Origin of the sequence: Arthrobacter sp. ZBG10 (genome assembly GCF_001238605.1) — a bacterium.
Classification (GTDB): domain Bacteria; phylum Actinomycetota; class Actinomycetes; order Actinomycetales; family Micrococcaceae; genus Arthrobacter.
This window is the reverse complement of sequence record NZ_LFQH01000069.1, coordinates 25,746-39,926: the sequence shown is the minus strand read 5'-3', so window position 1 is coordinate 39,926 and position 14,181 is coordinate 25,746. Positions and strand designations below refer to the sequence as shown.

The following is a 14,181-nucleotide window of genomic DNA, read 5'->3' as shown; positions in this document are numbered from 1 at the left end:
ACCACTGCGGGCTCGGGAACGGTCGCAGGCTGCACTTCGCGGGCTGCAGCTTCGCCGGCAGTGGGCACCGGGTCTTCGGCGGTGGTGGGGGCGGCTGGCCCGGCAGGCTGGCCAAACCCGGCCACCGTGGGTATTCCCGTGGTTCCGGCGGCCGCAGCGGAAGCCGCTGAGCTGCCGCCGGACAAGGCACCGTCTGCCGGGCGCTGCGGGGCGTCGGAAGCGGCTCCGGAGGACCGGGACCGGTTCATCAGCCACCAGACCACGCCCACGATGACAACAATCAGAATGATCCAGAAAACGATGTCCACAGCAAATCCTTTGGTCTGTCACGGATGGAGCCTTTCCCCTGACGCTACGTTGGGGGACCACCGCTGTCCAGACTGGTGAAGCCGCAACGGGCACCCCGTCAGGGTTTCCGCGACGGCTGCAAAGTCAAGGCGTCCCGTAGCCTCATGGCATGGACTTCAAGCGGCTTCAGATCCTCCGGGAAGTAGCGGACCGCGGCACCGTGGGCGCCGCTGCCGATGCTCTGCGCGTGACGCCGTCGGCGGTTTCCCAGCAATTGCGCACCCTGCAGGACGAACTGGGCGTGGTGCTGGTGGAAAAATCGGGACGGGGCGTCCGGCTGACCGAGGCGGGCCGGGCCATGGCGACGGCGGCCGCGGAAGTATCCACGGCCATGGCCAGGGCTGAAGCCACCATCGATACCTACCGCCGCGGCTGGCAGGCCCACGTCCGGGCGGCTTTCTTCCCCAGCGCGGCCGAAATGTTCCTGCCCGGACTGCTGCACCGGGCCCAGTCCGTTCCGGGCCTGCGGCTGGAGGCGTGCTTCGAGGACCCGGGCGTCGCCGGCTTCGCCGGCCTGGCCGCGGATTACGACCTGGTCCTGGCGCACAGCGTGGACGGCCCGGAGGTCTTTGCCCGGAACGGGCTTGTGGTGGTGCCGTTGCTGGAGGAGCCGCTGGACGTGGCCATGCAGGCCGGGCATCCGCTGGCGGCCAGGAGCAGGGTCACAGCCAGGGATGTGGTGGGTTACCCCTGGATCGGGGTTCCGGAAGGGTTCCCGTTTGACGCCGTACTGAAGCAGATTGAGAAGCAGGCCGGCGCCCCGGCCGTCCGCGCCCAGCTGTATCCGGACCTGCGCGTCCTTGAGGCCCTGGTGAGGGCCGGACACGGCTTGTCGCTCCTGCCCCGTTATACCGCGGTCGGCAATGAGTCGCGGGGCTTCGTCCTTCGGCCGCTGGTGGGAGTGGCTGCGCGCCGGAGCATCGTGGCGCTGCTCCGCCCCGACGTGGCCGAGCGCACCACCATCAGGGACGTGCTCAGGATGCTGGTGCTCGAGGCGGAGGCGGTGGCCACCGGCACCCGCGAAGGTGATTCCGGCCACTTGGCGGGAGCGGCCAGCGTACCCTTGTCTCAAAATGCGAGATGAAAGTCCACTATCTGATCGAAATATTGAGGAAAATGGGCACAAACCCGCCGGGCCGGTCGTTTCGCCGCCACGGGGAGTCATAGACTTTTCCTCATGAGTCAGGACACCCAAACCGCAGCAACGGAAACACCCGATATCAAGCCCCGCAGCCGCGTCGTCACCGACGGCATCCACGCTGCCCCCGCCCGCGGCATGTTCCGTGCAGTGGGAATGGGCGATGACGACTTCGCGAAGCCGCAGGTCGGCGTCGCCAGCTCCTGGAATGAAATCACCCCCTGCAACCTTTCGCTGAACCGCCTCGCGCAGGGCGCCAAGGAAGGCGTCCACGCCGGCGGCGGATTCCCCATGCAGTTCGGCACCATCTCGGTCTCCGACGGCATCTCCATGGGCCACGAGGGCATGCACTTCTCGCTCGTTTCCCGCGAAGTCATCGCCGACTCCGTCGAAACCGTGATGCAGGCCGAGCGCATCGACGGCTCCGTGCTCCTGGCCGGCTGCGACAAGTCCCTGCCCGGCATGTTGATGGCAGCCGCCCGCCTGGACCTCTCCAGCGTCTTCCTTTACGCAGGTTCGATCATGCCCGGCTGGGTCAAGCTCGAAGACGGCTCCGAAAAGGAAGTCACGCTCATTGACGCCTTCGAGGCTGTCGGTGCGTGCGCCGCGGGCAAGATGAGCCTCGAGGACCTCACCCGCATCGAGAAGGCCATCTGCCCCGGAGAAGGCGCCTGCGGCGGCATGTACACCGCCAACACCATGGCCTGCATCGGTGAAGCCCTGGGCATGTCCCTGCCCGGTTCGGCAGCGCCGCCCTCGGCAGACCGCCGTCGTGATGAATTTGCCCGCAAGTCCGGCGAAGCGGTGGTTAACCTGCTGCGCAAGGGCATTACGGCCCGCGACATCATGACCAAAAAGGCCTTCGAGAACGCCATTGCCGTGACCATGGCCTTCGGTGGTTCCACCAACGCCGTCCTGCACCTGCTTGCAATCGCCCGCGAAGCCGAGGTGGACCTGACCCTCGACGACTTCAACCGCATCGGTGACAAGATCCCGCACCTGGGCGACCTGAAGCCGTTCGGCCGCTACGTGATGACCGACGTCGACAAGATCGGCGGAGTGCCGGTCATCATGAAGGCACTGCTCGACGCCGGCCTGCTGCACGGCGACTGCCTCACCGTCACCGGCAAGACCGTCGCCGAAAACCTCGCAGCGATCAACCCGCCGGACGTGGACGGCAAGATCCTGCGCGCACTGGACAACCCCATCCACAAGACCGGCGGCATCACCATCCTGCACGGCACCATGGCTCCGGAAGGCGCCGTTGTTAAGAGTGCCGGCTTCGACGCTGACGTCTTCGAGGGAACCGCCCGCGTCTTCGAGCGTGAACAGGGCGCCCTCGAGGCCCTCGATAAGGGCGCGATCCAGGCCGGCGACGTTGTGGTGATCCGCTACGAAGGCCCCAAGGGTGGTCCGGGCATGCGCGAAATGCTGGCGATCACCGGTGCCATCAAGGGTGCCGGCCTGGGCAAGGATGTCCTGCTGCTTACTGATGGCCGGTTCTCCGGCGGCACCACCGGCCTGTGCATCGGCCACGTTGCACCGGAAGCGGTCGACGGCGGCCCCATCGCCTTCGTCAAGGACGGCGACCGGATCCGCGTGGATATCGCAGCCCGCAGCTTCGACCTCCTGGTGGACCCGGCCGAGCTGGAAGCCCGCAAGGAAGGTTGGGAGCCGCTCCCGGCCCGTTACACCAAGGGTGTCCTGGCCAAGTACGCCAAGCTGGTGCACAGCGCCTCGACCGGCGCGTACTGCGGCTAGCACCCCCCACCCAACTGACTCGCAGTTGTTGTCGTTTTGAGCCGTCAAAACGACAACAACTGCCAGTCAGTTGGGATGGCGTTCAGGAAGTGGACAATGACGTCCACATGGTGAGATCGGTCAGCGGCTCGTTGACACGTATCCCACCAGAGGGAACACTGAACGCATGACTTTCGTTACCGTCGTCGTCCTTACCAAGCGCGTGGCACCTTAGCCCCGGCAACGAACTGTCACGCGCAAACCCCTCGAAGAGCCACCAGGCTGAGGGGTTTTTTTATTTCCCGCAGCATCCACGCACCACACATGATCCACAAGGAAGAGTCCGATGAGCAAAGGATCGCCGATCAGCCCCTCGCTGATGGCTACCAAGTCCGCTGGAGCCCCCAAAGCTCCGGAACGCGCCGACCGGACGGCCGATCACGCCGCCGTCGTCGCTGACCTTGCTGCTGTCTCTCCTGTCCTTGGGCCGAACACCGTTGTACCCCCAACGGTGATGTCCGGCTCGCAAGCTATTGTCCGCTCGCTCGAAGAACTCGGCGTCGACGATATTTTCGGTTTGCCCGGTGGCGCGATCCTGCCCACCTATGACCCCTTGATGGCCTCAAGCATGAACCACGTGCTGGTCCGTCACGAACAGGGAGCCGGCCACGCCGCGCAAGGCTACGCCATGGTTACCGGGCGGGTGGGCGTCTGCATCGCCACCTCAGGCCCCGGTGCCACCAACCTCGTTACCGCCATCATGGATGCCCACATGGACTCCGTACCGCTGGTGGCCATCACCGGCCAGGTTTCCAGCAGCGTGATCGGCACCGATGCCTTCCAGGAAGCTGACATCGTGGGCATCACCATGCCCATCACCAAGCACTCGTTCCTGGTGACCGACCCCAACGACATCCCGCACGTTATGGCCGAGGCATTCCACCTCGCATCCACCGGGCGTCCGGGACCGGTCCTGGTCGACGTCGCCAAGGACGCCCAGGTGGGACAGATGACGTTCTCCTGGCCGCCCAAGGTGGACCTGCCCGGCTACCGTCCCGTGACCCGCGGCCACAACAAGCAGGTCCGCGAAGCGGCCAAGCTCATCGCCGCAGCATCCAAGCCCGTCCTGTACGTGGGTGGCGGCGTGGTCAAAGCGCACGCCTCCGCCGAGCTGATGGCCCTGGCCGAGGCAACCGGCGCCCCCGTGGTCACCACCCTGATGGCCAAGGGTGCCTTCCCGGATTCGCACCCCCAGCACATGGGGATGCCCGGGATGCACGGCACGGTTTCCGCTGTCACCGCACTGCAGCAGTCAGACCTCCTGATCACGCTGGGCGCACGCTTCGATGACCGGGTGACCGGTGTGTTGAAGAGTTTCGCCCCGCACGCCAAGATCATCCACGCGGACATCGACCCGGCGGAAATTTCCAAGAACCGCACGGCCGACGTGCCGATTGTGGGTTCGGTCAAGGAAATCATTCCGGAACTGACCGAGGCCGTGCGGACGCAGTTCGAAGCCGTGGGCACCCCGGACACCACCACGTGGTGGGCGTTCCTGAACAACCTCAAGGAAACGTACCCGCTGGGCTGGACCGAACCCGAGGACGGCCTGTCCGCCCCGCAGCGCGTCATTGAACGTATCGGCGCCCTCACCGGCCCCGAAGGCGTCTACGTCGCCGGCGTGGGACAGCACCAGATGTGGGCCGCGCAGTTCATCAAGTACGAACGCCCGCACGCCTGGCTGAATTCCGGCGGCGCCGGAACCATGGGCTACGCCGTGCCGGCCGCCATGGGCGCCAAGGTGGGCAACCCGGACCGCGTGGTCTGGGCCATCGACGGCGACGGCTGCTTCCAGATGACCAACCAGGAACTGGCCACCTGCGCCATCAACAAGATCCCCATCAAGGTCGCGGTCATCAACAACTCCTCGCTGGGCATGGTCCGCCAGTGGCAGACCCTCTTCTACGAGGGCCGGTACTCCAACACCGACCTGAACACCGGCCACGACACGGTCCGCATTCCGGACTTCGTCAAGCTGGCCGATGCTTATGGCTGCGCCTCCTTCCGGTGCGAACGCGACGAGGACATCGACGCCACCATCCAGAAGGCACTCGAGATCAACGACCGCCCCGTGGTCATCGACTTTGTGGTGAGCCCCAACTCCATGGTGTGGCCCATGGTCCCCGCCGGCGTGAGCAACGACCAGATCCAGTTTGCCCGGAACATGACTCCGGACTGGGAAGAGGAAGACTGACAATGACCCGTCACACACTGTCCGTGCTGGTCGAAGACAAGCCCGGCGTACTGACCCGCGTGGCGAGCCTCTTCGCCCGCCGCGCCTTCAACATCAATTCCCTCGCTGTTGGCCCCACCGAAGTCCCGGGCATCTCCCGGATGACGGTAGTGGTCGACGCCGACGGTGACCTGATCGAACAGGTCACCAAGCAGCTCAACAAGTTGATCAACGTGATCAAGATTGTTGAACTCACCCCCGAATCTTCCGTACAGCGCGACCACATCCTGGTCAAGGTACGTGCGGATGCCGCCACTCGTCTGCAGGTGACCCAGGCTGCAGACCTGTTCCGCGCCTCAGTGGTTGACGTTTCCACCGACTCCGTCGTCATTGAGGCAACCGGCCATCCCGAAAAGCTCACGGCACTGCTTTCAGTGCTGGAGCCCTTCGGCATCCGCGAAATTGTGCAGTCCGGCACCCTGGCCGTTGGACGGGGATCCCGCTCCATGAGTGACCGGGCGTTGCGTTCAGCCTAGGCACCCGCCTGGGACTGACGCTCCGCCCGCAACCGCAGCACCGTAAACACCGATCCACCAAAACCACTCAAGAGGAGTTACGCAAGTGACTGAAATGTTTTACGACGACGATGCAGACCTGTCGATCATCCAGGGCCGCAAGGTAGCCATCGTTGGTTACGGCTCCCAGGGCCACGCCCACGCGCTGAACCTGCGCGATTCCGGCGTCGAGGTTGTCATCGGCCTCAAGGAGGGCTCCAAGTCCATCGCCAAGGCTGAAGAAGCCGGCTTCACCGTCAAGACCGTTGCAGACGCCGCCGAATGGGCCGACGTCATCATGATCCTGGCACCGGACCAGCACCAGCGCTCCATCTACAACGACTTCGTCAAGGACAAGCTGAGCGCAGGCAAGGCCCTCGCCTTCGCCCACGGCTTCAACATCCGTTTCGGCTACATCCAGGCACCCGAGGGCGTCGACGTCATCCTGATCGCCCCGAAGGCTCCCGGCCACACCGTGCGCCGCGAATTCGAAGCCGGCCGCGGCATCCCGGACATCATCGCCGTCGAACAGGACGCTTCGGGCGCAGCCTGGGACCTGGCCAAGAGCTACGCGAAGGCCATCGGCGGCACCCGCGCCGGCGTTATCAAGACCACCTTCACCGAAGAGACCGAAACCGACCTCTTCGGTGAGCAGTCCGTCCTCTGCGGCGGCGTGTCCCAGCTGGTCCAGTACGGCTTCGAAACCCTGACCGAAGCCGGCTACCAGCCGCAGATCGCCTACTTCGAGGTGCTGCACGAGCTCAAGCTCATTGTTGACCTCATGTGGGAGGGCGGCATCGCGAAGCAGCGCTGGAGCGTCTCCGACACCGCTGAATACGGCGACTACGTTTCCGGCCCGCGCGTCATCACCCCCGAGGTGAAGGAAAACATGAAGGCCGTCCTGGCCGACATCCAGTCCGGCGCCTTCGCCACCCGTTTCATCGAGGACCAGGACAAGGGCGGCCCCGAGTTCAAGGCGCTGCGCGCCAAGGGCGAGCAGCACCCCATCGAAGGTGTGGGCCGCGAACTGCGCGCCCTCTTCGCCTGGCAGCAGCAGGATGAGGACTACGTGGACGGCTCCGTAGCCCGCTAAGGCTGCCGCCACCTGAGCATCACATCCCTTCAACGGTGAGGCCGGGTTCACACTTAACAATGTGAGCCCGGCCTTTCCGTCCGCCTAGACTTGTTCCCATCCCCAGGACTGCAACGCAGAGGATCAGCCGTGTCAAAACCCGTAGTACTGCTCGCCGAAGAACTTTCCCCCGCCACCGTCGACGCCCTCGGCCCGGACTTTGAAATCCGCCAGACGGACGGCGCCGACCGCGCGCAGCTCCTCGCGGCGATCACCGACGTCGACGCGATCCTGGTCCGCTCCGCCACCCAGGTGGACGCCGAAGCCATCGCGGCGGCGAAGAACCTCAAGGTCATTGCCCGCGCCGGCGTAGGCCTGGACAACGTGGACATCAAAGCCGCCACCCAGGCAGGCGTGATGGTGGTGAACGCACCCACGTCCAACATCGTCTCCGCCGCTGAACTGACTGTGGGCCACATCCTCAGCCTGGCCCGCCACATCCCGCAGGCCAGCGCCGCCCTCAAAGATGGCGAATGGAAGCGTTCCAAGTACACCGGCATTGAGCTCTTCGAAAAGAAGATCGGCATCATCGGCCTGGGCCGCATCGGCGCCCTCGTCGCTGCCCGGCTCAAGGGCTTCGACACCAAGATCCTTGCCTACGACCCCTACATCACCTCCGCCCGCGCCGCGCAGCTGGGCGTGCAGCTGGTCACCCTGGATGAGCTCCTGGCCCAGGCCGACTTCATCACCATCCACATGCCCAAGACCCCCGAAACAGTGGGCATGCTGGGCGCGGACGCGTTCAAGAAGATGAAGTCCACCGCCTACGTGGTGAACGTGGCCCGCGGCGGCCTGGTGGACGAGGAAGCCCTCTACACCGCACTGCAGGCAGGCGACATCGCCGGTGCCGGCGTCGACGTTTTTGTTAAGGAACCGAGCACGGACCTGCCCTTCTTCAAGCTCGACAACGTGGTGGTCACCCCGCACCTGGGCGCCTCCACCGACGAGGCCCAGGAAAAGGCCGGCGTCTCCGTGGCCAAGTCCGTCCGGCTGGCACTCGCCGGCGAACTGGTCCCCGACGCCGTGAACGTCGCCGGCGGCGTGATCGCCCCCGACGTCCGCCCGGGCATCCCGCTGATCGAGAAGCTGGGCCGGATCTTCACCGCCCTGACCCACGCCTCCCTGACCCAGTTCGACGTGGAAGTTGCCGGTGAAATCTCTTCCCTGGACGTCAAGGTCCTCGAGCTCGCCGCACTCAAGGGCATCTTCGCCGACGTTGTGACCGAGCAGGTCTCCTACGTCAACGCCCCCGTCATCGCCGAGCAACGCGGCATCAACGTGCGGCTGATCACGACGGCGGAGACGGAGTCCTACCGGAACGTCCTGACCCTGCGCGGCGCCCTCAGCGACGGTACCCAGATTTCCGTGGCCGGCACCCTGACCGGACCCAAGCAGATCGAGAAGCTGGTGGGCATCAACGGCTTCGAGGTGGAGATCCCCATCAGCGAGCACCTGGTGGTGGTTGCCTACACCGACCGTCCCGGCGTGATCGGCACGATCGGCCACATCCTGGGCATGAACAACATAAACATTGCCGGCATGCAGGTGGCCCGCCACGACGAAGGCGGGCAGGTGCTGGCGCTGCTGACCATCGACAGTTCCGTGCCTCAGCAGGTCCTGGACGCCATCAAGGCCGGCATCGGCGCCGAGATGGTGCGCGAAGTGGACCTCGAGGACTAGGAAACGCCGTAGCTCCCGCTCCGCTTGGGCGCGCCCCGGCGGGGCCACGTATGATTGGCCGGTCTGCTTACAATGGCTTGGTCCTGGTTCAGGACCGCGCCGGCAGGCCGGCCAATACCTTTTGCACATCGTCCTTGATGGACCATGTCCGGCTCGGGCGGACATATGTGTGCGTACGCAATCCAGGTTTCAGGGAGTTCCATGAACGCCGTCCAGAGGTTCATCAGAAGCAAAGTGCTGCTGTTGACCGCTGCCATTCTGATCGCAGCCATGTGCTTGTCGGTCCTCGTCCAAAGCCAGTCGCAGGCGGCCCTTAACCGGACAGTGGATGAAAATTCGCGGGGGCTCTACGATGTCCTGGTCCAGGCCAAGGCGTCTTCCGGCACGTTGCTGCAGCCGGAGATCGCCACCGGAACCGGCGGGATCGGCTTCGACCAGCTGGAGGCCATCAGGAAACTGTCCGGCACGGCCGTGGCGGCTCCCATCAGCCTGGTGTCCCGCGTGACCCAGAACCTCGAAACGCCGCGCCTGGACGCCATGGACTTCCTCGGCTACAACTCCGGGCTGGCAGGCACCGCGACCGCTGACCAGGCAACCGGCGCCACTGCGCCGGACAAATGGCCGGCCGCGGAATCCGTTCTGACGGACGACGCCAAAAAGTACCGGCTCACCGCCAGCGCCGTCAGCTCCGACGGCGTCTCCGAGCAGACCCTGTTCAAATCCTCCGCTGAAGGCACCCTCGGCAAGGCCAAACTCCTCGAGGAAAAGGCCGGCGGCGGCAGCAGCATCCGCATCGCCGCGCCCGAGGACGAGACCGGCATCAAGTTCCCGTCCCCGGCCGGCGGCTCGGAACACAACCTTTTCAACCTCTCCGTTGCCCTGCCCATGGCACCTGAAGTCACGGAGTCCGTCGTCGCCGTCGACCCTGCCTCCGAACGCGCCCTCCTGGGGACCGCGGGAGACTTCCTCGCACCGCTGGAGAAGGCCCCGCCCGCCGACGCGCGCAACGCCGGCGCCGTGGGCCGTTACTTTGAAGGCCTCTTCACCAACGGCATTGACCTTTCCGAACTTGAAGAAGGCCCCGATTTCCTGGGTGTGAAGCTCAAGTACTGGGCGCCCCTGATGACCCAGTACCAGCAGGCCAAGCGCACCGGCGAGCTCACCGCCGACTCCCAGGCCATCCCGCTGGTGGTCCGGTCCGGCACGTCCCTTGACCTGACCTACAACGTCAAGATCGAGGAGATCGACGACGCCGGCAAGGTGGTCAAGGACGTCGGCACCGTTTCGCGCTCCCTGGGCAAGGATTACCTCCCGTTTGTGTCCAAGGACCCGTTTGTTCTCTCCTGGCCCGGTTCGACGGACCATTCCTCCCTCCTGGGCAGCAACGGCAACTTCAACCAGGGCCTCTACACACCGGCGAAGTGGAGCACCGATTTCTCGGCAGCCCCCAAGTACCAGGACGGCGAAACTGCCGCCAACGGCGCCGAGGGCAAAACCGCGGTGCCGGGGGAGTGGGTCACCGTCAACCGGCTGCCCGAGAAGAGCGCCACCGGCGGTCCCGTGGACCAGACCCAGCGTGAACCCGTGGACGAGCGATCCTACCGGGACAGCGTAGCCACCGGCCAGAAGCTGGCAGCACCGCTGGCCATGGTTTACGGCACCTTCGATCCGGCCGCCGTGTCACAGGCCGCCGGCGACGTCAACAAGCTGCCCCTGGGCGGCTATGACCCCACCCCGTTCTCGCTGGTCAAGGACGCAGAAGGCAAGACTGCCAACGCCGAACTGCAGCCCTCCCTGAGCGCCACGGGACTGGCCAGCCAGTCCGCCGGCGCCATCACCGACTACTACGGCCTGGCTGCCGCCCGCGGCTACACCGAAAACGCCGCCGTGATCGATGCCGTCCGGGTCCGGGCCACCGCTCCGGGCAGTTGGAAGGAAGCCCAGCCTGAGGTGGAGAAGCTTGCCGCCGACATCCGCAGCATGGGCCTGGAAGCCACAGTTGTGGCAGGCTCCGCGCGGGAGGACGCCAGCATCTTCGTCCCCGGCTACTCCAAGGACGACGCCGGCAAGGAATCGGCGCTGGGCACCGTCCAGCAGTCCTGGGTCCGCCAGAACGCCGCGGACGCCGTGACGGGTTCCCTGTCCGGAACCAACATCACCCTCCTCTTCCTCACCCTGTGCGGGGCAGCCCTGCTGACCGGCGCATCCACCGTGAGTTACATCCGCAAGCGCCGCACCGAGGCAGGCACGCTCCGCGCCATGGGCTGGACCCAGCGTAGGATCCGCAGCTGGGTGCTCGCCGAATTCGGTGTGGGAGCCATCCTCCTGGCCGCCGCCGGTGCCCTGCTGAGCCTGCTCAGCTGGAGCCTCACCACGGTCCTGGTCACGGCCGCCGTCCTGGTGCTTTACGCCGGCGCTGCGCTGTTTGCCGCGCAGCAGCTGCGCCACCGGGACGTGGTGGACCAGGAAGCGCAGCACGACGAACGGCTCATCCCCGTTGACTCACCGCTGACCTTCGCCAACCGGCAGCTCGCAACGAACAAGTTCAACACCCTGTCGCTGGCCATCGCCGTAGGCGTGTTCGGCGCCGCTGTGGGCGGCCTGATCTCACTCCTGATCGACATCCCCCGGGCCGCGGGCGCCAGCGCCCTCAGCGGGCTGGCAGCAGCCAGCGTTGCGCTTCCCAGCATCCTGCTGGCAGTCGCCGGGGTGGCCGTGGGCCTGGTGCTTACCCTGGTCACCGGACGCTTCGAACTGAACGCCAAACGGCAGTACCTGGGCATCCTTGCGGCCATGGGCTGGAACCCCGACATGCTCCGCCAGGTGCGCCTGTTCGAAAATGCCCTGGTGGGAACCGTGGCCCTGCCCCTGGGTGTGCTGGGCGCTCTCGGGATAGGCCTGCTGCTGGCCCCCTACGCCGCGCTCTGGGCCGGCGTGGCCGGCCTGGTGGCTGTACTTTGCTGGATACCTATTGCAACGAAAGTGGTCCAATGACAAACCCGACGAATGTCCAACGGAGCCGCAGGGGCGGCGCCGGCGAGGTGCCCCTGCAGACCCGCGCGAACACCATCGTCAAGGCCGCCGACCACGCCACCCCGCTGGAACTGAGCGACATCACCATCCGTTACGGCGGCGGCAAAGGCGGGGCCGAAGCCGTCAGCGTGGTGGAGGGCTTCGACCTGACCCTGCACGCCGGTGAGATGCACTGCGTCGCCGGCCGCAGCGGCTCCGGCAAGACCAGCATCCTGACCGTCGGCGCCGGACTGACGCTGCCGACGTCGGGCCGGGTCTTCTGGGAAGGCGATTCGCTCGAAAGCATGGGCGACGACGAAATTGCCGACCGCCGTCGGGCGCTGATCGGTTACGTCGACCAGGGCGGTGCCCTGATCGACGGCATGAGCGCGCTGGAGAACGTCCTGCTCCCTGCCGTTCCGGACGGCGAAGTGGACCAGCGCCGGGACATGGCCAAGGACCTCCTGGACCTGGTGGGGCTGGGCCGCCGCATGCGGCACCGTCCCGCGCAGCTGTCCGGCGGTGAGCGCCAGCGGGTGGCCATCGCCCGTGCGTTGATCCTGGGCACCCGCGTCCTGGTGGTGGACGAACCCACGGCCAGCCTGGACCGTGCCTCCGCCAACCGCATCATCAGCATCCTCAAGGACACCACCTCCGACGGCATCGCCGTGCTGGTGGCGTCCCACGACCACGAACTGGTCCGGCTCAGCGACACTCTGACCGAACTCATCTAGCCTGTCCCTCCGCACCGAAGGTAACGCTCCAACCGTGACTGCTTCCGAGAAAACGCCGTTCTACATCACCACGGCCATCACCTATCCCAACGGTGTGCCGCACATCGGCCACGCCTACGAGTACATCGCCACGGATGCCATGGCGCGGTTCAAGCGGCTGGACGGCTTCGACGTGATGTTCCTGACCGGCACGGACGAGCACGGGATGAAGATCGCCCAGGCGGCCGAGAAGGAAGGCGTCACGCCCAAGGACCTGGTGGACCGGAACGCAGAGGTCTACAAGGCAGCGCACGCCGCCCTGGGCATCACGTATGACCGTTTCATCCGCACCACTGACGAGGACCACTACGCCGCGTCGCAGGCCATCTGGAAGAAGATGGAAGCAAACGGCGACATCTACCTCGACAAGTACGAGGGCTGGTACTCCGTCCGGGACGAGGCCTTCTACGGCGAGGATGAGACGGCCGTGAAGGACGACGGCGTCCGCTACTCGAAAGAGACAGACACCGAGGTGACGTGGACGGCTGAGGAGAGCTACTTCTTCAGGTTGTCCTCCTACCAGGACAGGCTCCTGGCCCTGTACGGCGAGCAGCCGGAATTCGGCGCCCCGCAGTCACGGTTCAACGAGGTCATCAGCTTCGTCAAGCGCGGCCTGGAGGACCTTTCCATCAGCCGCACCACGTTCGACTGGGGCGTCCCCGTCCCGGGCAACGACAAGCACGTGATGTACGTGTGGGTTGACGCCCTGACCAACTACCTCACCGGTGTGGGCTACCCGGACGTGGGCTCGGAATCGTTCCGAAAGTTCTGGCCCGCGGATGTCCACGTGATCGGCAAGGACATCTCCCGCTTCCACGCCATCTACTGGCCGGCGTTCCTGATGAGCGCCGGGATCGAGCTGCCCAAACGCGTGATGATCCACGGTTTCCTGCACAACAACGGCGTCAAGATGTCCAAGTCCCTGGGCAACGTGGTGGCCCCGGCCGACTTCGTGGCCCAGTACGGCCTTGACCAGGTCCGGTTCTTTTTCCTCCGGGAAGTGCCGTTCGGCGCGGACGGCAGCTACAACCACGAGGCCATCGTGGGCCGGATGAACTCGGACCTGGCCAACAACTTCGGCAACCTGGCCCAGCGGTCGCTGTCCATGGTGGCCAAGAACTGCGAGGGCATGGTCCCCACGCCGGGAGACTTCACCGAGGCGGACAACGCCATCCTGGCGCAGGCCAACGGGTTGCTGGCGGCGGCCCGCGCTGCTTTTGAAATACAGGAGTTCAGCCGTGCGCTGGAAGCCATCTGGACTGTCCTGGGCGACACCAATGCGTACTTCGCCGACCAGGCGCCCTGGGTGCTGCGGAAGACCGACGTCGAGCGCATGAACACCGTGCTGTACGTCACCCTGGAGGTGTTGCGGATTGTCTCGATCCTGGCCCAGCCGGTGATGCCCACCGCCACCGCTGCACTCCTGGACACCCTGGGCCAGCCCGACGGCGACGCCCGGCAGTTCACGGCCCTGGCCACACCGATCGTGGCCGGTACCGTCCTGCCCGCGCCGGCACCGGTCTTCCCGAAGTTCGAGGAACCCGCCGCCTGACCCAACTGACTCGCAGTTG

At 65.7% G+C, this 14,181-nt stretch carries 9 protein-coding genes and 1 pseudogene; 9 read left to right on the top strand and 1 reads right to left on the bottom strand.

Features of this window, described 5'->3' with window-relative positions:
* A pseudogene (locus ACU18_RS16370) lies at positions 1-308 on the bottom strand (hypothetical protein); the annotation flags it as partial.
* Positions 309-457: 149 nt separating this feature from the next.
* Between ACU18_RS16370 and ACU18_RS16365 the strand changes: the two are divergent.
* The 9 genes from ACU18_RS16365 (at position 458) to metG (ending at position 14,162) form a co-directional block, all read left to right on the top strand.
* Positions 458-1,432 (top strand): LysR family transcriptional regulator, encoded by a 975-nt coding sequence (locus ACU18_RS16365; protein ID WP_050687290.1) that lies wholly within the window; start codon positions 458-460, stop codon positions 1,430-1,432.
* A 93-nt stretch (positions 1,433-1,525) separates the two neighbouring features.
* Positions 1,526-3,247, top strand: a complete 1,722-nt coding sequence (ilvD, locus tag ACU18_RS16360; protein ID WP_050687288.1) for a dihydroxy-acid dehydratase — start codon at positions 1,526-1,528, stop codon at positions 3,245-3,247.
* A gap of 325 nt (positions 3,248-3,572) precedes the next feature.
* Positions 3,573-5,480, top strand: a complete 1,908-nt coding sequence (locus ACU18_RS16355) for an acetolactate synthase large subunit (protein ID WP_050687286.1) — start codon at positions 3,573-3,575, stop codon at positions 5,478-5,480.
* Positions 5,481-5,482: 2 nt separating this feature from the next.
* A complete protein-coding gene (gene ilvN / locus ACU18_RS16350) occupies positions 5,483-5,995 on the top strand; it encodes an acetolactate synthase small subunit (protein WP_050687283.1) in 513 nt (170 codons plus the stop codon).
* A gap of 85 nt (positions 5,996-6,080) precedes the next feature.
* Positions 6,081-7,106: a ketol-acid reductoisomerase gene (gene ilvC / locus ACU18_RS16345; protein ID WP_050687281.1), complete on the top strand. Its 1,026-nt coding sequence runs from the start codon at positions 6,081-6,083 to the stop codon at positions 7,104-7,106.
* 129 nt (positions 7,107-7,235) lie between these two features.
* Positions 7,236-8,825: a phosphoglycerate dehydrogenase gene (gene serA / locus ACU18_RS16340; protein ID WP_050687279.1), complete on the top strand. Its 1,590-nt coding sequence runs from the start codon at positions 7,236-7,238 to the stop codon at positions 8,823-8,825.
* A gap of 201 nt (positions 8,826-9,026) precedes the next feature.
* Complete coding sequence (locus tag ACU18_RS16335; RefSeq protein WP_050687277.1) at positions 9,027-11,819, top strand: FtsX-like permease family protein; 2,793 nt, start codon at positions 9,027-9,029, stop codon at positions 11,817-11,819.
* Positions 11,816-12,571 (top strand): ABC transporter ATP-binding protein, encoded by a 756-nt coding sequence (locus tag ACU18_RS16330; protein WP_050687275.1) that lies wholly within the window; start codon positions 11,816-11,818, stop codon positions 12,569-12,571. The genes ACU18_RS16335 and ACU18_RS16330 overlap by 4 nt, the downstream gene beginning before the upstream one ends.
* Positions 12,572-12,605: 34 nt before the next feature.
* Positions 12,606-14,162: a methionine--tRNA ligase gene (gene metG, locus ACU18_RS16325; RefSeq protein WP_050687273.1), complete on the top strand. Its 1,557-nt coding sequence runs from the start codon at positions 12,606-12,608 to the stop codon at positions 14,160-14,162.
* Positions 14,163-14,181 lie beyond the last annotated feature (19 nt).

Bases quoted from the DNA above. Each gene is read 5' to 3' on its own strand.
- ACU18_RS16330 (WP_050687275.1), top strand. From the start codon at position 11,816: ATGACAAACCCGACGAATGTCCAACGGAGCCGCAGGGGCGGCGCCGGC.
- ACU18_RS16355 (WP_050687286.1), top strand. From the start codon at position 3,573: ATGAGCAAAGGATCGCCGATCAGCCCCTCGCTGATGGCTACCAAGTCC.
- ilvD (WP_050687288.1), top strand. From the start codon at position 1,526: ATGAGTCAGGACACCCAAACCGCAGCAACGGAAACACCCGATATCAAG.
- ACU18_RS16365 (WP_050687290.1), top strand. From the start codon at position 458: ATGGACTTCAAGCGGCTTCAGATCCTCCGGGAAGTAGCGGACCGCGGC.
- ACU18_RS16335 (WP_050687277.1), top strand. From the start codon at position 9,027: ATGAACGCCGTCCAGAGGTTCATCAGAAGCAAAGTGCTGCTGTTGACC.
- ilvN (WP_050687283.1), top strand. From the start codon at position 5,483: ATGACCCGTCACACACTGTCCGTGCTGGTCGAAGACAAGCCCGGCGTA.